Origin of the sequence: Paraburkholderia sp. SECH4, from assembly GCF_030511745.1 — a bacterium.
In the GTDB taxonomy this organism is placed as follows: Bacteria; Pseudomonadota; Gammaproteobacteria; order Burkholderiales; family Burkholderiaceae; genus Paraburkholderia; species Paraburkholderia madseniana.
Genome location: NZ_JALOCP010000016.1, coordinates 159,463 through 179,140 on the forward strand (window position 1 = coordinate 159,463; position 19,678 = coordinate 179,140).

Genomic DNA, 19,678 nt, shown 5'->3' on the forward strand with positions numbered 1-19,678 from the left:
TCATGACATCTATTGCCCGCATCATGGGGGCCGTCGCGCTTTGCGCCGCTGCGCTTTGGAGCAGTGGAACGTACGCTGCCAGTCACCGCGAGGCACCCCTGATTGCGAACGACCCGACCGCCGACAACACCGACTTTTACATGTTCCGGAGTTGGACGAATCCTAACAACGTCGTTTTCATTTTGAACGTGATTCCCATGCAGGACCCTGGCGCTGGACCGAATTATTTCAATTTCGGCGATGACGTGATTTATCGCATCAACGTCGACACCAATGGCAACGGCAAGGCCGACGACCTGGTCTACGAAATCCGCTTCAAGACCGAATTGCGCGGGCCCCTGGCGAACCAACAGCTGCCGCTGTCATACGCCGCACTGCCGCCGATCACTGCGCTCGACGGACCGGGCTCGGACGGCCTGATCCTGCGCCAGAGCTACACGGTGACGCAAGTGCGTCACGGCGAGCGCACCGACCTGGGTACCCGGAGCATGTTCGCGGTCCCGTCCAACGTGGGACCGCTAACGATGCCCAATTACGAGGCGCTAGCCGCACAGGGTATCTACTTGCTGGCGAACGGCGGCAAGGTCTTCGCCGGCCAGCGCGGTGAGACGTTCTACATCGACCTGGGCGCAGTGTTCGACACGGTGAATCTTCGCCGCACGCCACCTGTGTTGACGGCGGCGGAGGATGCCAACGATCACGTGAATCCATTTGGCAACGACACATTCTCCGGCTTCAACATCAGCACCATTGCGATCGAAGTCCCAATCAGCACGGTGACGTCCAAACCCAATGCCGTAATCGGCGCCTATGTGTCCACAATGCGTCATGAGGGCCGCGGAATGGGCGACGGTCAGGACAACGCCGGACCTTGGGTGCAGGTGTCCCGCATGGGCAATCCACTCGTCAACGAACTGGTCATTGGGACCGATACGAAAGATAAATGGAACATGACCAATCCGGCCAACGAAGCGCAATTCCTGGGTTTCTATCTCAACTCCAGGCTGGCGACCGCACTCAACCTCCGGTTCGGCTTGACGATTCCGACGACCAACCGGACCGATTTGGTAAACGTGCTTCTCAAGTATCCATCCCAACCGCAGACTGGGACGTGCGGCGCACGCGATTGCTCGGAACTTCTGCGGCTTAATCTGGGTGTTTCTCCGACACCACCTGCGCAGCAGCGTCGCCTCGCCGTTCTTGCCGGGGACAACGCCGGCTGGCCCAATGGGCGGCGCCCGAATGACGACGTGACCGATATCGCGCTGCGGGTCATTGCGGGCCGGCTGACAGGCGCGTCGACGGGCAACCTGTTGCTGGGTGATGGCGTGAACTTCAACATCGGTGCCGAAGGCAGCAACTTGACCGCGAACGGCATCTACACGGTCTTCCCCTACCTGCCGACACCCCACGACGGGAGAAATCGCCGCCACATCGACTGCGGTGAAGCGGGTGCCAATCCCTGCTGAATGGTAATTGAGATCCGCCGCGATTTGGCATAAGGTGTTCGCGGCGGTCGACAGTTGCACAAAACGTCACCAATGCTTAAGCAGGGACCTGGGCAGGCACTGTGATCAGATTGTGCGCGCGGCGAGTTCGCGCTGGCCCACAATTGACCGCGGCCGGGGAAGTCCACACCGGCCGTTCCAGGACAATGAAGACTGAATTGTGCACTGTGCTCACCGGCAGCTCTCGAACGCCCAATAACCCGCCTGATCATAGATGGCCGTCTTGACCATAGCTTATAGTATTCACGGAATGCGGCAACTCAGCCGCGCCGGAAAGCGGTCTAGTATCCGTGCGGAGATTCACGCGCACCGCGTGCGTGGTGTTGCATGCATGATTGCAATGATGGCGGTATGACGACCCGGGTTGCGCGGCGGCCGCGCAACCGACTGTCTACTGAAAGCGACGGGTAAGGCCGCTGCGAAAGATCGTTCATCGAGTCCCATGTCCATCAAATACTATCCGCAGCTTCTTCGCAATCGTCCCCGCACGGTGATCGGCCTCGCGATCGGCGTCGTCGTCGCGCTCCTCATTCCCGGCCATACGAGTCCGCTGACGCGCACACTGCTCGGTTGGGACGCGGCCGTCTGGAGCTACCTGCTGATGATCTCGGTACATATGGCCCTCACCGAGGAACACCGCGTGCGCGAATACGCGATACGCGACGACGAAAACGCGGGCGTCGTGCTGTTCGTAATCTGTATCGCGACGGTCGCGAGCATCGCCGCGATCGTACTAGAGCTCGCCTCGGCGAAGGGTGCGGGAGGCGCGTCGATCGTATCGCACTACCTGCTGACCGGTCTGACGTTGATGGGCGCATGGTTTCTGATTCCGACAATCTTCACGCTCCACTACGCGCGGCTCTACTACGACACCGACGCCCGGGAAACCGCGTTGAAGTTCCCCGACCACCATTTGCTGCCGAACTACTGGGACTTCCTCTACTACTCGTTCACGATCGCGGTTGCGTCGCAGACCTCGGACGTCGTGCTACGCTCGCGCGAAATTCGCCGCGCGACGCTCGCTCAATCGATCCTGTCGTTCTACTTCAACGTCGCCGTGCTCGGCTTGTGCGTGAACATCGCGGCGGGGCTGCTGGGCTCATGACACTGCCCTTGCGCGGTGGTCGGACGATTTTCACGCGAACGCCACGCGCGTGCCTGAGAGTTGCGACGCGGGTGCCGCCCAAGCTGCGCGCGTCCACTTCAGGCGGACTCGAGCATCGTCGGTCCGTCCGTGCAAAACCGGTACACGCCGAGGCCTAACTCCGGCCATTTTCCATGCCGCCCCCCGGGAGCGAGCATGACGATGCACGCTTTATCGCAAGGGCCGGCCGCCCGATGCGCGGTGGTGTCCAGCGCCCGCGGACCACCTGACGCCAGCCGCCAGTCGCCAGTCGCCAGTCGCCATTCCATCGCGTCAATAGTCGACGCCTGCATACGAATATCTCGCCAACTGAATTTCTTCTGTTCACGCTGCAATCCATACCTCGCATGACGACGTGGCATGGGCAATCACCGATATAGCGAGGATATTGATCAATTGTGGCGCGAGGTGGAAAGCGAAAACGCCTCAGATCTGCTCGCCTAATTGCGTGCTACACCCACGATCTTCACGAATGACCGTTGAACAATCGAAATCGGCCCTTGGGACTTCGACGGTTCGACCGGCAGCAACGGGTCGTGAGTCGCCCTTGCACGCGAAAATTCTGACGCGTGCACTTATCGTGCTGATGCTGGTTGACGCTCAATGGTTCTGTCCGTTCACCGGGTCTAACGACGCATTTGATCTGGCCCAAAACGGCGGCAAAAGCTCGACATTCAAGTTAGCGCGCGCGAAGCCGAAATAACGGACATCGGTTGTTGGCATCGATCGTTAATCGGACTGCCGCCAACGCCGCAACCACTTATTAATCACGGGGTTTTCGATGTTCAAGAATGCGTGGGGCGGAAAGGAACCACTCTGGAAGGTCTGGTGGGGTCTCGGGATTCCCACGTGCGCAATCCTGATCCTGATCAACGCCTACGTCATGTACGCGCTGCCGCTGCCGACGCCTTACGCAATCTGGATACCGGCGCTGGTCGTGGAGATCGTATTGCTCGCCGCATGGACCCGCACAGCCTGGATCTGCGCGCCGAACGTGAAACATCGTGTCTGGATGTACCTCGCGCGGATCTGGATTGTCCGTAAGCGTCAGCGGATCCCGTCTTGAATCGCGGCATCCCGAATGTGAAGGTAGTGCCTTCGTGAGAACGAGGGCAATGCGATGGAAGACGAGAACATTAAGGCTGCAACGGCGATGGGCACACGTCGCCCACGGCAAGGGGAAGCGTTCTGGGGAGAAATGGTCACCACCTGGAAAGCGAGTGGTATCGGCGCTCGGCGGTTTTGCCGAGAACAAGGTCTCGCGGTAAGCACCTTCAGCCTGTGGCGTAAGAAGCTTTCAGGTTCCGTCAAAGAGATTAAGCCGCCGCTCGCGGTTACTGCGGATGCGGCATTCATCGCTTCGAATCTGGATTGCGAGTTGGCGCCCCAAGTGCCGGCCGTCGCACTGCCGGCGGCTGACGCACCGGCGTCACGTGATCGAGTGACGCTCTCGCTCGCGGGCGTTCGCATTGAACTGAGCGGCGTTCACGCCGAGCGCATCGTGCGATTTGTGCTTGGACAACTCGGAGGTGATCGGTGCTGATTGCCTCGGACGTTCGCGCTTACATCTGTCGCGACCCGGTCGACATGCGCAAGGCGATCGATGGGCTGTCCTATCTCGTTGAGCCGCTACTTGCTCAGAAACCGGCATCGGGTAACCTGTTCGTCTTCGTGGCGCGAGACCGCTCCAAAGTGAAGATTCTTTATTGGGATCGGACCGGTTTCGCGCTTTGGTATAAGCGTCTCGAAAGAGGCCGTTTCCCGTCACCCTCGTTACTCGCTCAGCGCGGCTTCACGCTCGCGGAGCTCAACGCATGGCTCGAAGGCATCGAGATTCCGGCGCGAGAGCCGCACCACACCGTGGCAGTGACGCGCGTGACGTGAGGTGCTCCAGCGCAGCCTCGAGCTTGTAAACGTGGCTTGAGTTAGGCATCATGGAGCACATGCCACCCAACGCCGTCACTGTCGCGGATCTTCCCGTCGAGCCCGATGCGCTGCAAGCGTTCGCGCTCGAACAGAACCGGCTTGCACGGGTGTTGTGGGAGCAGTTGGAAATCCTCCAGCATCAGATTGCGCAGTTGAACCGTGCGCGCTTTGGCGTGAGCTCCGAGCGCCTGGCGGGCCAAGCTGAGCTGTTTGACGCTGCCACGGATATCCCAGCACCGCCTGCGGTTGACGCCATTCCCGTAGGGAGTCACACCCGTAAAGGGCGTCCCGTGCTACCGAAGGACCTACCGCGTACACGCATCGAATACGATCTGAGTGATGAACAGAAGATGGCGTTCGATACGCTTGAACGGATCGGCGAAGAGCGCAGCGAGACGCTGCACTACGAGCCGTCCAGGCTCACCGTCATTGAGCACATCCGCTTCAAATACGTGGCGAAGAAGGATGGCGAATCGACCATCGTGACCGCAAGCGCTCAGCCGTCGCCGCTGCCAAAGAGCAATGCGAGCGCGAGCCTGCTCGCCAATGTCCTGATCAACACCTATGTCGATCACCTGCCGTTGAATCGACAGGAAATGCGCTACGCGCGCCGTGGCGTGTACTTGCCACGAGCGACGCTGTGCGAATGGAAGCTGGCATCGGCCGAGCTACTCTCGGTACTGCTGCCTGGGTTGCGCACCCATCAGTTGAAGGCGCCGCGAATGCACGTGGACGACACGACACTGCCTTTGCTCGAACGAGGCCACCCGTCAACGCGTACAGCGCGATTATGGGGCTACCTGGGAGCGGGCCAGCGCAACGAGAATGGCGTCTGGATCGACCACCCGCCGGCGGTCGTGTTCGAGTTCGCTGAGTCGCGAGCGGGAGCACATCCGCTGCTGTACCTTAGCGAATACAAAGGGTACCTGCAGGCCGACGCGTATAGCGGTCATGGTGCGCTATACGAGCGAGGCGATATTATCGAGGTCGGATGCTGGGCCCATTGTCGTCGACGGTTCTTCGAGATTGCCAAGGCTCAGAAAGGCCCGGGGCTCGCGACGCAGGCGGTGCAGTGGATCGCCAAGCTGTATGCAATCGAATCGCGGGTTAAAGACCAAACGCCCGACATCAAACTTGCAGCCCGGCAAACTGAGGCGTTGCCCGTGCTTGCGCAGTTTCGTCGATGGCTAGACGCGAACAGCATTGGTTTGCTCCCACAAGCACCGCTCGCCAAGGCCTTCGGTTATGCGTTGCGACATTGGGAGGCGCTTGTCCGATATACAGAGAACGGCGTCCTGTTGCCAGACAACAATGCGCTTGAGCGCCAGATCAGGCCCGTTGCCCTCGGAAGGTCGAACTGGCTGTTCGCGGGTTCTCCACGCGGTGCCCGTGCGGCCGCAACGATGTACTCACTCATCGGAACGGCTCGCCTTAACGGTATCGAGCCCTACGCGTGGCTCGAACGAACGCTTGAGAAACTGCCGTCGTATCCCGTCAATCGCGTGCACGAGCTCTTGCCGCTCGCCCGTTAAAAACACCTCAACACCATGGACATTCTCGACTCGCTTCGACAGGCGCCCAGTGCCGAGCTATATCGCCTCTATCTTGCTATCGGCAAAATGCTTGATGACCCTCGACGTATTCTCGAAATACGTCAACGCCTGCATCTGGGGATGGCCGTCAACTACATCGGCGACAACCCGCTTGGGCCGCCGGAGAAAGGCACCATAGTTGAACTCCGGCAGACCCAGGCAGTGGTTCAAGACAGCACAACTCGACGCCGTTGGGGCGTGCTTTATGCAGCGATCATCCCGGAAACATCAAGTGCTCCGCCTCACGTCGAGCCGGCACCGCCGCCGAGAACGCAGCGTGAAGAATTCTTCATCGGTGACACAGTTAGCTTCACCGACAAGCACCTAAGCGAGCGCGTCGGAGTCGTCGTAAGGCTGAATGCCAAGACCGCATCGGTCGCGGTTAATGACACCGATGGTCACTGGCGCGTTTCGTACTCTCTACTGCGAAAGATCGTCGACATTTAGCCGCGCAAGACCGCCTCAACGGGTTCCGCTGACGGATACGATTGTCCTCTGGCTTCTTTCTCAGGTCCAGAGAACGCTTCAGCACGGCTAGGATCGAATGAACTGGTGGTGCGCAGTACGAATGCACGAGTTCGGCCATCAAGAGACACCCGGCTACAGCAATCGAACGCCCCAAAAACTTCTGCTTAACGGCCATTCAAGAAGGTCGGTAACCATGCGGTTGCGTCGCGAAGTTGATCTGATGTCGGACTTTCGTTTGGGATAGGAGCGCAAATCTGATCGTGAGCCTGCTTGGCCCTCCCGCCCCGAATCTGTCTCGATTCGTGTATAAATACGGAGACCGCAATGCGACATAACAACCAATTCATTTGCGCGCACGACGATGGGCAAACAGAAAGACGATATCCCTCTCGCACACCGTAGGGCTCTTGCCGCCAGGCTTCTGTTAAATGGTGAGGGTATTAGCGAAGTGTCCAGGAAGGCTCGACTGAGTCTTCCAACCGTGAGCAAGTACAAGGACCTGGTTGAAAGGGACGGAGCTGACGCCCTTGCTCGCCTTCGCATCCACGGGGGGCCCTCGAGACTGGATGATGCTTCGCAAAGCTGGCTCGTTAGCGCGATCAAGCATTCGCCAGGGCTTCACGGCTATCCAGGGCCAACCTGGACCATTAGCCAACTGCGCGAATTGATCTTGCGGCGTCTCGGCGTCCAGTTTTCACCTTCGCATGTTGGCTACCTCGTTCGAGGTTATGGCCTCGCCTATCGACTCACCTATTCAACTTCAGAAAAGGCGTCACCTGCTACCGCTCATAAACCACCGAGCGACGTCTATGCCGCGCGCCGAAAGACTGCTGCGAAAATGTTGCTGGATGGGGACAGTGTCGAGCGCGTCTCGAAAGCGCTCAACATCAGTGTGCGCACCATTACAAAATACAGATCAATGGTGGTTGCTGACGGCGTCGAGGCTGTTGAGCAGATCAAGGCATCCGGGCGCAGTGCCACGCTTGGCCCCGAGGCCCTTAAATGGTTACGGGCGACATTGGAGGGCAGCCCCATGGCCCACGGGTATGAAACCGAACTCTGGAGAAACGGGGATGTTCAAAAGCTGATCAAGGAGAGATTCGGCGTCTACCACTCCAGCGGACACGTCAGGACGCTCGTCGGGAAGCTCGGGCTGGAGCACAGGATGCGACCACCGAAGCTACGCACGGAGAAGAAGCGCCTGACGATCAATGATGAAACGTTGGCGTGGGTTGCCGCAACGGTTAAGGAGTCGCCGAGAGTGCACGGCATAGACGCTGATCACTGGACGAACGGCCGATTGCGCACCGTGCTTCATCGGCGGGTGGGTGTCGATTATTCTCGAGGATATATCTGGGAAATTGCCACCCGTGCCGGCGTGGCGGACCTGCTTACAAAACTCCGTAGCTGATCAATTCATTCTGGCCCTGGCCGCCTCGTCATGTGTGGCCGCAGCGGCAGCGTGGCGGCGCCCCCTATGGAGTGTCTCGGATTCGTGATGTTAAGGTAGTGCCCCTTGTGCCACCGCACCCGTCAGGTAACGTCTTTCCAGGTTTCACCTTTTTTGATTGCATAGATGGTCACGACATGCACTCCGAATGCATGCGCCAGCGAAGCAACTGATTCTCCGGCCGCCAATCGCTGGCGTATCAATAACACCTTGGTTTCGTTCAGTTTGGCTGTGCCGTTGCGAAATCGAATGGGCAGATCGGGATTGGTAAGTCTTTGTTCTTCGTATCTGCGGCGGGTGCGCTCCCTTTTTGCCGTATTGAATTTCTCCTTGTTCTCCTTGGCGTAGCGCCGTTTCGCATCCGGGTTTTTCTCATAACTACGCCGCGCGGTCATATTGGTCCGCTCGCGGTTCCCGGCTCGCCATTCCGCCTGACATAAAGTTACACAGGGCCTACAGTAAGAGGCGTAGCCAAGCCCCTTCCGATGGAAATCCAGTTCCGCGATTTTTGTCTGGCCGCATCTGGGACAGCGACGTGGGGTTTGAATTGCGATCATGACTTGCTTCCTTTCTCAACAGTTCTGATTTCCTCTCCCGTGCAGTCGACAGAAAATATCGAACTTGGACGTTGTACAAGCGAATGGCAAAACTGCGAGTCTTCGTGCGAAAGCATTTTTCAAACGTGTCAGGATGGAGGATGTTGACGCAATCAGTTTCGCATGTCCGGCAAAAAGGCGAACGGGTGGGCCCGGTGGAAGCTTTTCTTGTGCGTCGCGTCGAGGCAGTACGCCTGATTGTGATAGGCGTGCAGCCGGACTGGCACCTGAGATGCGTCAACGCTGCGAATGGCACGAGTTGCTGGAAAGTGGATGGCCGTTTGCTGGACGAAATCGGACGGACGTCTTACGTACTTGAGCGGCTGTTGAGGGTCGACCTGAGACGGCCGCCATTCGTCCCGGGTCGGCCACAAGGGACCAACCGGCGCCCCGACCTGAGCGGCAGCTGTCCAGACCTTACTGGTCATTCCGCATTGCTGAGAACGCGTCGTCTACCCAGTGATGTAGTTCATGCCGCGTTCACGACGAATGCCAACTGTCACAACCAGGCGAACACGCAAACGCCAATTGGCAAACAGATCAAATGTCTGTGCCCGACCGGTTACGTTCGGACACACTTCGTTGCGAATCAGAATGCGCCCGCCATCTACAATCTGCGCACGGAGAAAAACCATGATCAGACTTTTGTGTGTCGTTGCGCTTGCGGCTAGCCTGTCAGGCTGCATTGTCGCTCCGCCGTACGGCTATGCGCCTGCGCCGGTCTATGGATATGCGCCAGCGTACTACGCAGCGCCTTCCGTCGATGTCGGCATCGGTTTCGGCGGTTACGGGCACGGCTGGCGAAGATAGCTTTGTTGCGGCACCGGCTCCGTTGACGAACGCGTCGCTCTAGTCGAATACAGGCACGGCATTCTTTAAGACGGTTCCAATCCACTGCCCTGACCGGGGCACCTATTGTTGAGAACCGAAAGATCGGCGCCGCAATGAACAGTTTCGATCGGCAGTCCAGCTCTTCCCGACGCACAACGTTTTCCGCTCGGCGGCAAGGATTCACGCAACAAGGGTAATAGCGGGCCAGGTCATATTCTAAGGCCTCGTCCTTATACCCGTGTTGTGGTGGATGTGTTTCAAACCGGGTCCGCGTGGTGAATGGAAGAGTGAGATGATCATCGCGACGGACGCAAGTGGTCTTCCATCACTTGCAGGGACTCGACGCCGCGGAGGGACGTGCCGTACTGCAAAGCGGAGACTATGCCGATGAGGGTCGTGCGGAAGAACGGCGATACCAGGCGATGGGCATCCAGTCGGAGCCGGCGATCATTTAAATCGTCACTATCTGGTGAGCGGCGGACAACCCGTCGGAGCCTTCGAGCAAGTTATCCAACAGATTCTGGCCGAAGCGTAGAGTGGCATCTCTTGCATGGGAGAATCAGAGTGATGAAGAAGACGGGAATTTCGATCTTCCTGTTCGTACTGGCCGTGCTCAGCCCGCTGGCGCATGCGAGCCTGGCTACAGGTGCCCATGAGTTCAAGAACGATGTCAAGACGGCCGGAAAGACGAGCGGGCATGCTGTGCGCGATGCCACGCACGCGGTCGGCCGCGGTGCGAAGACGGCCGGCCATGCCGTTGCCGGTGCAACAAAGCACGGCTATCACGCGACGAAAAAGTTCGTGACGGGGCACGCATAAAGGTCGCTTCGCGGCCACGACCGCCCGACCGTATCCAACTGTCGTGGAACCAGGGGGCCTGCAGCTACGTCACGTGAGGTTCGACTCCCGGCAGTTTGCGTGTGGCGTCATCGGGCAGAAGCCGGCCGAGGGTGTGTGAAAACGCAAAAGTACTCGGTTTTCGGGTGTCGCTTTACCCTTCCCGAGTTGCTGCCAAGCCAATACGGCGCGATCTGAAGGGTCGATTTTTTCGAACGCCACTCTCGGCATGCGTTTTCACACACCCTCGGCCAGAAGGCGCCATTCGTGAGTTAATTGATTGGCCGCTCGAACGGCGGCTCCTATCGCGGAAGCTGCCGATCCGTGGCAACGGGCGCCACGCATCTATTCGAGGTGCCCGCCCACCGCAGGGGTTCAGCGCATACTGTATCGACGCCCGGCTATCTGTTCGGCTGGCTTTGCCACAACATCACAATAACCTTGATGGCGAGGCAATCGCGGTCTGCCCATGCCGCGAGCAAATCTCCTACCAAAGATTTCACCGGGATACGCAAGCACCGCCCGGCGATGGCACCCGACGCTGGCCCCGCCTGAGCATTAGAAGTCGATGCGTTCCGGCCGGAACAACCGGTGCTTCCGCGCATCGCCCAAGCATCCGAGCGACCTTCGCCGGCGATCAGACAGTCAGTATCTTGAGAGCGAATTCAAGCCCGATATGCTGCGCGAGCGGTGGGTTTCCGGTGTTCCCTAAGCGCCGATCATGTTGCTTAGACGATCTCAATTGCCAGCGCCGTGGCCTCACCACCACCGATGCACAGACTCGCGACGCCTCGCGTCTCGCCGCGCTGGCGGAGTGCGCTCAGGAGCGTCACGACCAGGCGCGCGCCCGTTGCGCCGATCGGGTGACCCAGCGCGCAAGCACCTCCATGCACGTTCACGCGCTCGTGCGGAAGCGATAGTTCGCGCATGGCGGCCATGACGACCACGGCAAATGCCTCGTTAATTTCCCACAGGTCTACATCGGCCGCCTGCCACCCCATCTTGGCTAGCAGCTTCTGGATCGCACCCACGGGCGCAGTGGTAAACCAGGCCGGCTCCTGAGACTGTGTGGCGTGCCCGCGGATAACGGCCAGCGGTGTTAAACCACGCTCGTGCGCGGTGGACCGGCGCATCAGCACCACGGCCGCTGCTCCATCGGCGATCGAGGCCGAACTCGCCGCTGTGACTGTGCCGTCCTTTCCAAAGGCGGGTTTGAGGCTGGGGATCCTGGCCAGTTCTGCCTTCGCTGGCGCCTCGTCCTCGGCGACGAGTTTCTCGCCGCTGCGGCCCGGCACGGCAACTGGCGTAATCTCCCACCGCAACAGGCCGTCACGCTGCGCCTGTTGCGCGCGCAGCGTGGAGGTGGAAGCAAAGGCGTCTTGCGCCTCGCGCGTGAAACCGAAGTGGCGCGCGCAGTCCTCGGCGAAAGTGCCCATAAGACGGCCGCGGGAGGCGAGGCTGTAGTGATCCTCCAGGCCATCGAAGAACATGTGGTCCAGCACCTGGCCGTGTCCCAGGCGCTGGCCCGAGCGGCCCTTGGGCAACAGGTAGGGCGCGTTGCTCATGGATTCCATGCCGCCGGCCACGATCACTTGCGGACTCCCACTCAACAGCAGATCGTGCGCCAGCATCGTTGCCTTCATACCCGAGCCGCAGACCTTATTGATCGTGGTGCACCCCGCAGAGAGCGGCAAACCGGCGCTCAGCGCCGCCTGGCGTGCGGGCGCCTGCCCCAGGCCCGCCGGCAGCACGCAGCCCATGAGTATCTCGTCCACCCCCTCTGGCTGCAGCCCTGCGCGATCGAATGCGGCACGGATGGCGCTGGCGCCGAGTTGCGGCGCCGTGAGCGACGCGAAGTCGCCCTGGAAGCCGCCTAGCGCCGTGCGTGCGGCACCGACGATAACGACGGGATCATTTGAGGTCGAAGAGGCAAGCATACGAGTCTCCATTCGCCGCTCCGCGGCGGCGTTGCAAGGGGTTCGGAAAGTTTTGCAGTTCACGGGTCATCTGAGCCCTTCCGGGTTCGGCGACTCGACGAACTCAAGCAAGGCGGTAGCCGGAACAATGACGTGCGCTCAAGGCGCCGAGTTCACCTTGCCGCCATACGGATGGCGCCATCAAGGCGGATCACCTCGCCGTTCAGGTAGGTGTTTTCGAGAATGTGCAGCACAAGGCCCGCGAATTCTTCTGGCCGACCAAGGCGCGCGGGAAAGGGGACCATCTTCCCAAGAGCGTCTTGTACCTCGGTGGGCATGCCTTTGAGCATCGGCGTCTCCATGATTCCGGGCGCGACCGCAAGTACGCGAATGCCATTGCGGGCCAATTCCCGCGCGATAGGCAGCGTCATCGCTACGACACCGCCTTTGGAGGCCGCATAGCCTGCTTGCCCAATCTGGCCATCGAACGCGGCGACTGAAGCAGTATTGATGATCACCCCTCGCTCGCCATCGGTCTCGGGCGTGTTTCTGGCCATGCAGGCTGCGGCCAGCCGTACCATGTTGAAAGCGCCGATCAGGTTGACCTGAACGGTGCGCGCGAAACTCTCTAGCCGGTGCGGGCCTTCGCGTCCAAGCACTTTCTCGGCGGGGGCAACGCCCGCGCAATTGATCAGCCCATGCAACGCGCCGACGGTGTCGCAAAACGCGTTCAACGCACGCTCGGCGCTCGTTGCGTCGGATATGTCAGCCTTGGCGAAGTGAGCATTGCGGCCGAGTTCTGCCGCCAGCGCAGTGCCGGCGTCCTGGTCCAGGTCTACAAGCAGCACCGAGGCGCCCCCCTCCACCAGACGGCGCGCCGTCGCGGCGCCCAGCCCTGAGCCGCCACCCGTGATGACGAATCCTTTGTGTTGAATCTGCACCGCTGTCTCCCAAAAGCAAGTATCCGGACGCGCAACGGCCAGGCCCGTGCTTCGCCGGAAGCTCTGGATTCCGAAGCCATGGATGCCGCTTGCATGGTTCATGTGATATGGCCGCCATGCTGTATGACCTTGTCCAACAGTGCCACACTCGCGACGACGAACTGAACGGCCATGGTAAGCGGCAGGCGAGCGTACGCACATGCCCATAGACCTCTTCATGCGTGTGCCCGTCGGACATATCGGTCGGGGCATGGGTCGCCCGCCAGCGTTCTTCGGCCGATGACTGCCCGCGTTCAGTCGGGTAGCAGGTTTGACTTGCGCCCGGCAGCGATTAACATCACCACACTTTCTGTGGGTACGCCTGACTATGAATGACACTCAAGACAAGGGCACAACCTCTATCAGCCTGGTACGCGAGGCAATCCTCGCGGCGACACAACGGAATCTCGATGTGTCGGCCGTCCTCCAGCACGCTGGAATCGCGGCGGAATTGTTGAATGCGCCGAGAGCCCGTGTGCCGGCGTTGGCCTTTTCGCGACTGTGGGCGGCTCTGGCCGACTTGATGGACGACGAGTTCTTTGGCCTCGACAGCCACGCACTGCGCCGGGGTAGCTACGCTCTGATGTGTCACGCGGTGCTGCATGCGGACAATCTGGAACACGCGCTGCGTCGCATGCTGAAGTTCCTGCGAGCGGTTCTCGACGACATTCACGGGGAGTTGCGCTGCGAAGGCGAGCATGCGGTGATCATCCTGCATGACGATGGGCGGACACGCCGGCTCTTTGCCTACGGGACGTGGTTCATCCTCGTGCACGGTCTTGCATGCTGGCTCGCACGCAGACGGATCCCACTGATCGAGATGCGGTTTCGCGCCTCCCCACCAATCGATGACAGCGACTACCGCATGCGCTTCTGCGAGGATGTGACGTTCTCCGCAGAGGAGACCCTGATCCGGTTCGATCGCAGTTTCCTCGGCCTCAAACTGTCCGGCACGGAAGCGAGCCTGCGTGTGTTCCTGGAGAACGCACCAGCCAATATCCTGGTCAAGTATCGCAATGAATCGAGCACTACGGCCCAGGTCAGGCGCCGACTAAGAAACCAGGCCCCCGACGACTGGCCGGACCTCGACGCGCTATCGCGGTTACTGAATCTATCCGCGGCCACGCTGCAACGCCGCCTGCTGGCCGAAGGCACGAACTACCGGCAACTGAAAGACGAATTGCGCCGTGACATCGCAATCGAGTTGTTTTCCAGCAGTTCTCTCACAGTCGCCGAAGTCGCTGCGCGGACTGGCTTTCAGGAAACCAGTGCTTTTCACAGGGCTTTCAGGAAGTGGACCGGGGCCAGCCCGGGAATGTACCGCCACGGCAAGGCCAACTCTTAACGTTAGAACTCGTACCGTTGTCATAGCGGAATTCGAGCGTTCCGACTTGCTTGTACGTCTGAGCTGTCGAAACGGCTCGATCCTCGTTTCCGAACGAGCGTTGCGCAAAAGCATAGCTGCCGAGGCAAGGCAAAGTAAAGCCGGGCAACCGATGAATCGCATACAGGCGGGCAGCGCCCCAGCGGCATTGCACTCATCCTCACTTGAATTCTCGGGATGATGGGTCGCCAACGCATGAAGCACAACGAAAGCCCAACGTGTCCACAGACCTCATGCAAACTGAAGTCGGCGGACATGGATTGGCGTCCCAGCCAGGCTGACACTACAGTCGCGTCCGGCAAATCAGAACAAGCCTCGCACCCGGTTGCGCAGAGTATTCATAGCTGGCTCCGCAAGAGCCCCGCACTTGATCGCTACCGCAAAATAAGTGAAGCGTCATCGCTTACTGGGGCACCAGTTTTCCCGCCAGCGCGTCACCGAATCGGCGGCGGCAAATAAAAATTGCCCTCGATGAGCAGCGCATTGCGGTAGCAAAAAAATATATGGAGACGAGAATGAGAACCCGGTTCAGAATTCGCCGAAGCCCGGCTATTGTGAGTGTTCTATTCGCAGCATCAGCCGTTACCGTATCTGGCTGCGGCGGCAATGACGCGGCACCGGCAAACGCCGCTGTCGTGACGCCAGCCGCGAAGTGTAGTGCGTTGGCTGGTATGACTGTTCCTGCCAGCTCTATTGGGTTGCCGACAACCGGTGCCACTGTCGTGTCAGCGACGCTCGTTTCTGATACTGATTCTGCTAACAGCAATGGTGAGTATTGCAAAGTGCTCGGAACTATCCATCCGGTCGATTTCAATGCGCCCGATATCCGGGTGAAGGTGGACCTTCCGACTAACTTTAACGGAAAAGCTGTTCACTTCGGTGGCGGGGGATTTGACGGCACCATCGCCAATACCGAGGGCTCACCATTTGACGGGTTCTTATCCGGGGCAGAGCCCGCAGGCGTCAGTACGCCGTTGCGCAGGGGTTATGTGACTGTCGGGAGCGACAGTGGGCATGAGGGAACCATCCTAGACGGTTCCTTCGCAACAAACGATGAGGCACTCGCCAACTATGCTGGCGACCACATCAAGAAGACGCATGACTTCGCAGCCTACATCGCAAAGGCAAGATATGGCTCGGACTTCGCGCACAGCTACTTTATTGGTGGTTCGAGTGGCGGACGACAAGGTTTGATTGCGGCACAACGGTTCCCGCAAGACTACGACGGTATCATTTCGACATATCCAGCTTCAGGAATAACAGGACTATGGCTCCAGATGGGCAGGATCTCGCAATCCCTGCTGGCACCCGGAGGATACGTCACGCCTGCTAAAGGCAAGGCCGTTCTCGCAGCGGTCATGAAGCAATGCGACGCTCTGGATGGCGTCGCTGACGGCATTATCAGTAACCCTGCAGCATGCGCGTTCGATCCAGCAGTGATTCGCTGCTCCGGCGGGGGCGACACCGGTGACAGTTGCTTGTCAGACGCACAAATCAATACGCTAACCACCGCTGGCACACCGCTTAACTTTAGCTTCAATCTGGCAAGCGGAATACAGACATTTCCAGCATATAACGCATTCACCGGGGCGGATTTTTGGTCCACTAGCTTGGCCTGGGGCACTTCCGCTGCCGATGCGATGGTCGAGCCTGGGGTGATCGGCAAGAGCGCATTTTATTACACGTTTTCAAATGACATGCTCCGGTTTGCGGTCGCTCGCGACGCTGGATCAAGCATTCTGAATTTTAATTCTGCCAACCCGGGATCATTAACTTCGCGCGTCCAGGCGGTGAGCGCACTCATGGACAGCACCAGCACTGACTTGAGTCAATTCCAGAGCCGCGGCGGCAAGATCGTTCTCCAGCACGGGCAATCAGACCAGTTCATTCCGGCGCAGTTGTCGATTGATTACTATAACCGGCTGGTATCCCGATTCGGGCAGGGGCCACTTAGTCAATTTCTGAAGTTCTACCTGGTTCCGGGCGCGGCCCACGGCTTCGGCGGACAATTCAATGGTTCATATGACGGTCTGACGGCGTTGGACAACTGGGTGACGAAAGGAATTGAGCCCAAAGATCTGACTATCACCGACCTGACTCCGACAACAGCCGGACGTACCAGGCCCATGTGCGAATACCCACAGTGGCCCAAATACATCGGTGGCGACCAGAATCTGGCGGCGAGCTTCTTGTGCTCGAATTAGTCCGGTTCGCCGTGCGCACCCATTGGCCGTGCCGGACGGCCACCTTCCACCCGGAATTTCCAGCGCTGACGCGACTGGGTGCGCACGTTCCGGCCCGATGCAAAGCCCCACCCCGTTAACGACCTGCAACGGCATCCGGCTTGCGGCCACACTGAGCGGGCTCACCGCATTTCGTTGCGCAGGAACTTTGCGTCGATCCGCTGCTCGCGGATCCTGCGCTATATAGCGCGCGGCTCGACTATCCCGCCGAGCTGATCCGCAGCGTCCATCTTTACGCCCGTACTCAGACGAATAACCAGTGCGCTGCGGACAGTCGCAACGGGGGCATGGTTTGTCCGAGGGACTGCGTCAATCCGTCGTCACGAGAAGCGATTTCTCCAACTGGAAATCGGTGCCCTCGCCTAACAGAGATTGGGCTACCGCCGGCGGCGCAACGCCGGAATCGCTGGTGTTCGATGACCTCATCCAGGTTGAAGTTGATGGACATGGACTGCCACTTGCGTCCGCCTGACACTGGTGGCAGCACGACAGCAGCGGTTGATTGGGGCGCGATAAAGGCGCCCCATCGATGGCGCCCACAGCTCGCGCGGATTTCACGCACGAGATTAAAACCAAGGAGACGACATGAACCAGATAGACGTGTATTCACTCGCCGGCCGGGCCAGATTCAATAGCTTTCATACCCTTGTCCTGTTCTGGTGTGTCTTGATGTTGATACTCGATGGCTACGATCTTGCCGTCGTCGGCGCGGCGCTGCCATCGATCATGAAAGACATGCACATCGGCGCGACCAGCGCGGGCATCATGGCTGGTTCGACACTTGTTGGGGTCATGCTCGGGGCCATTTTCCTTGGCACGCTGGCGGACCGTTTCGGACGACCAACGATGATGTGCGTTTGCGTGGCCCTTTTCAGTCTTTTCACGGCGTCCGCCGGGTTGACGAGCGATCCAATCAGTTTCAGCGTGACGCGCTTTGTCGCCGGCCTGGGCATCGGCGGAGTCTTGCCGATTGTCACCGCGCAGATGGCGGAGTTTTCGCCCAATGCGTTGCGTACCCGATTGGTCACGCTGGTGTTCGCAGGCTATTCGATTGGCGGGATTCTGGTGGCGCTGACTGCAAAGCAGCTTATCGACAGCTACGGCTGGCAATCGGTCTTTTTTGCCGCGGGCCTGCCTGTCCTGTTGATCCCATTCATCATCAAAACGATGCCCCATTCAATGATTTTCCTGCTCAAAAGCGGCCGGCACGACGAACTGCGCACAGTCATGAAGCGGCTGGTGCCCGACTATCCGCTGAGCGGTCGAGAGCAGTTTGCAGGTTCCTTGTCAGACAAAGCCAGCGACGCTTCGGTGCGACGACTCTTCCAGGATGGCCGCGGCTTCAGTACCACGATGATATGGGTCGCGTTCATGACGGGCCTCTTCATGGTCTACGCGCTCAGTTCGTGGTTGACCAAGCTGATGGCCATGGCTGGGTATAGCCTGGGTTCAGCTTTGAACTTCGTGATCGTCTTCAACGTCGGCGCGATCGCCGGTGCGATCTTCGGCGGTTGGCTCAGCGACAAGGTCAACATCAAGCGGGTGTTGATTGCGTTCTACATCGTCGGGGCGGTTGCGCTGTCGCTGATGGGCTACACGAAGTCGACCGTATCGTTGTTTGCCGTCGTATTCGTTGTCGGCGCATCGACGCTCGGTACGCAATTGCTTGCCTACGCTTATGCGGGTGACTTCTATCCACATGCGATCCGGTCTACCGGTGTTGGCTTTGCTTCTGGCGTGGGCCGGATCGGCGCGATTGTGGCTCCGGTGCTCATTGGTTGGCTCGTCTCCCTGAAGTTGCCGCTGGAACAGAATTTCATGGCAATCGGCCTGGCCGGCCTCATCGGCGCGGCGGCGGTGACGCTGATCAACCAGACACGTGCCGATTCGCATCGCTCAAACAGCGTGCCTGTTGTCGCGGTTCAGGGCGGCGCGGGGCGCTGACATTTCCGCCATATGCAGCTTCGTGGCCGAGATTCTTGCGAACAACGCGGCTCGTACGGGCGTTACCCTCAACAAACGCTACATGATTCAGTGCAGCGCAACTTTCAATCCCGGCATCGAAATGGACCGTCTATCTCCTCCTCCCTTGAGCTCGTTTGCCGACGTGAACCGAGCCGTCGATTGGGCGCTCGTCACGCGGCGCAGCGTCCGTGCTTTCCTGCCCACGCAGGTTCCTCGCGAGCAGATCGAGTCCATCCTCGACGTGGCTCGCTTCAGCGCAACCGGCGTCAACATCCAGCCCTGGCATGTGCATGTCGTGACAGGCGCCATGAAGTCCCGCCTGTCTGCCGCCATCAACGAGATCAATGACGATCCCGTTCGCAGCTCCGACCTGGACGAGCCCTATGACTACTACCCGCGCGAATGGATCGCACCGTATGTGGACCGCCGGCGTGAGGTTGGTTGGAACCTGTATGGCCTGCTGGGCATCGAGAAGGGTGACAAGGAGCGGATGCACGTCCAGCACGGTCGCAACTACAGCTTCTTCGATGCACCGGTGGGCCTGTTTTTCACGGTTGACCGGATCATGCGTGAAGGAAGTCTGCTGGACACGGGCATGTTCCTGCAAAGCGTCATGATCGCCGCCCGCGCGCGGGGCCTCGACACGTGTCCGCAGGCGGCTTTCAACAAGTTCCACCGTGTCATCGCTAACGAACTGTCCATTCCCGACAACCACATGTTGGTGTGCGGAATGAGTCTGGGTTATGCGGATCCCAACTGCATCGAGAACACTCTGGTCACGGAGCGCAGTGCGGTCGGCGATTTCACTACTTTCTACCAAGAATGAATGGAGACAAAG

General features: G+C 59.5%; 19 protein-coding genes and 1 pseudogene. 16 read left to right on the forward strand and 4 right to left on the reverse strand.

Going from position 1 to position 19,678, the window contains the following annotated elements; translation table 11 throughout:
* The first annotated feature begins 2 nt into the window (after positions 1-2).
* Together M0D67_RS21945 and M0D67_RS21950 are read left to right on the forward strand one after the other, a co-directional pair.
* On the forward strand, positions 3-1,469 hold the full coding sequence (locus M0D67_RS21945) for a DUF4331 domain-containing protein (protein WP_171929475.1): 1,467 nt from the start codon (positions 3-5) through the stop codon (positions 1,467-1,469).
* Between the two features lie 481 nt (positions 1,470-1,950).
* The gene (locus M0D67_RS21950; protein ID WP_154563991.1) at positions 1,951-2,613 is read left to right on the forward strand and encodes a DUF1345 domain-containing protein; all 663 of its coding nucleotides are present in this window, start codon (positions 1,951-1,953) and stop codon (positions 2,611-2,613) included.
* Between the two features lie 98 nt (positions 2,614-2,711).
* Here M0D67_RS21950 and M0D67_RS21955 read toward each other — a convergent pair whose 3' ends face one another.
* Positions 2,712-3,014 carry a hypothetical protein gene (locus M0D67_RS21955; protein WP_154563993.1) on the reverse strand — a complete coding sequence of 101 codons (303 nt, stop codon included), beginning with the start codon at positions 3,012-3,014 and terminating at the stop codon, positions 2,712-2,714.
* A gap of 110 nt (positions 3,015-3,124) precedes the next feature.
* Between M0D67_RS21955 and M0D67_RS21960 the strand changes: the two genes are divergently transcribed.
* The 7 genes from M0D67_RS21960 to M0D67_RS21990 all read left to right on the forward strand — a co-directional run bounded on the left by M0D67_RS21960 (position 3,125) and on the right by M0D67_RS21990 (position 8,049).
* On the forward strand, positions 3,125-3,355 hold the full coding sequence (locus tag M0D67_RS21960) for a hypothetical protein (protein WP_171929472.1): 231 nt from the start codon (positions 3,125-3,127) through the stop codon (positions 3,353-3,355).
* A 78-nt stretch (positions 3,356-3,433) separates the two neighbouring features.
* On the forward strand, positions 3,434-3,718 hold the full coding sequence (locus M0D67_RS21965) for a hypothetical protein (protein ID WP_266239624.1): 285 nt from the start codon (positions 3,434-3,436) through the stop codon (positions 3,716-3,718).
* A gap of 54 nt (positions 3,719-3,772) precedes the next feature.
* Entirely contained in the window at positions 3,773-4,195 is a 423-nt protein-coding gene (locus M0D67_RS21970; protein ID WP_266239625.1) for a hypothetical protein, read from the forward strand.
* On the forward strand, positions 4,189-4,536 hold the full coding sequence (tnpB, locus tag M0D67_RS21975) for an IS66 family insertion sequence element accessory protein TnpB (RefSeq protein ID WP_154563997.1): 348 nt from the start codon (positions 4,189-4,191) through the stop codon (positions 4,534-4,536). The genes M0D67_RS21970 and tnpB overlap by 7 nt, the downstream gene beginning before the upstream one ends.
* 59 nt (positions 4,537-4,595) lie before the next feature.
* Positions 4,596-6,110, forward strand: a complete 1,515-nt coding sequence (locus tag M0D67_RS21980) for an IS66 family transposase (RefSeq protein ID WP_266239626.1) — start codon at positions 4,596-4,598, stop codon at positions 6,108-6,110.
* A gap of 15 nt (positions 6,111-6,125) precedes the next feature.
* A complete protein-coding gene (locus M0D67_RS21985; protein WP_154563995.1) occupies positions 6,126-6,617 on the forward strand; it encodes a hypothetical protein in 492 nt (163 codons plus the stop codon).
* Between the two features lie 502 nt (positions 6,618-7,119).
* Positions 7,120-8,049, forward strand: coding sequence for a winged helix-turn-helix domain-containing protein (locus tag M0D67_RS21990; protein WP_171929474.1), 930 nt, complete (start codon positions 7,120-7,122; stop codon positions 8,047-8,049).
* Positions 8,050-8,171: 122 nt separating this feature from the next.
* On the opposite strand, the gene M0D67_RS21995 is transcribed toward M0D67_RS21990, so the two are convergent.
* Entirely contained in the window at positions 8,172-8,645 is a 474-nt protein-coding gene (locus M0D67_RS21995) for a hypothetical protein (RefSeq protein WP_154564005.1), read from the reverse strand.
* Between the two features lie 672 nt (positions 8,646-9,317).
* Here M0D67_RS21995 and M0D67_RS22000 point away from each other — a divergent pair.
* From M0D67_RS22000 to M0D67_RS22010, 3 genes and pseudogenes are all read left to right on the forward strand, one after another.
* Positions 9,318-9,494, forward strand: a complete 177-nt coding sequence (locus M0D67_RS22000) for a hypothetical protein (protein WP_166618250.1) — start codon at positions 9,318-9,320, stop codon at positions 9,492-9,494.
* 356 nt (positions 9,495-9,850) lie between these two features.
* Positions 9,851-10,050: pseudogene (locus tag M0D67_RS22005) on the forward strand (DsbA family protein); the annotation flags it as partial.
* A gap of 32 nt (positions 10,051-10,082) precedes the next feature.
* Complete coding sequence (locus M0D67_RS22010) at positions 10,083-10,334, forward strand: hypothetical protein (protein ID WP_154564007.1); 252 nt, start codon at positions 10,083-10,085, stop codon at positions 10,332-10,334.
* 746 nt (positions 10,335-11,080) lie between these two features.
* Here the strand turns inward: M0D67_RS22010 and M0D67_RS22015 are convergent.
* Positions 11,081-12,289 carry an acetyl-CoA C-acyltransferase gene (locus tag M0D67_RS22015; RefSeq protein WP_154564009.1) on the reverse strand — a complete coding sequence of 403 codons (1,209 nt, stop codon included), beginning with the start codon at positions 12,287-12,289 and terminating at the stop codon, positions 11,081-11,083.
* A gap of 152 nt (positions 12,290-12,441) precedes the next feature.
* Positions 12,442-13,209: an SDR family NAD(P)-dependent oxidoreductase gene (locus M0D67_RS22020; RefSeq protein WP_168435853.1), complete on the reverse strand. Its 768-nt coding sequence runs from the start codon at positions 13,207-13,209 to the stop codon at positions 12,442-12,444.
* A 367-nt stretch (positions 13,210-13,576) separates the two neighbouring features.
* On the opposite strand from M0D67_RS22020, the gene M0D67_RS22025 reads away from it, so the two are divergent.
* From M0D67_RS22025 to M0D67_RS22040, 4 genes are all read left to right on the forward strand, one after another.
* A complete protein-coding gene (locus tag M0D67_RS22025) occupies positions 13,577-14,593 on the forward strand; it encodes an AraC family transcriptional regulator (RefSeq protein WP_154564087.1) in 1,017 nt (338 codons plus the stop codon).
* 554 nt (positions 14,594-15,147) lie between these two features.
* Positions 15,148-16,836, forward strand: coding sequence for a tannase/feruloyl esterase family alpha/beta hydrolase (locus tag M0D67_RS22030; protein WP_154564011.1), 1,689 nt, complete (start codon positions 15,148-15,150; stop codon positions 16,834-16,836).
* A 624-nt stretch (positions 16,837-17,460) separates the two neighbouring features.
* A complete protein-coding gene (locus M0D67_RS22035; RefSeq protein ID WP_154564013.1) occupies positions 17,461-18,819 on the forward strand; it encodes an aromatic acid/H+ symport family MFS transporter in 1,359 nt (452 codons plus the stop codon).
* Between the two features lie 82 nt (positions 18,820-18,901).
* The gene (locus tag M0D67_RS22040) at positions 18,902-19,666 is read left to right on the forward strand and encodes a nitroreductase (protein WP_154564089.1); all 765 of its coding nucleotides are present in this window, start codon (positions 18,902-18,904) and stop codon (positions 19,664-19,666) included.
* Positions 19,667-19,678: the final 12 nt, after the last annotated feature.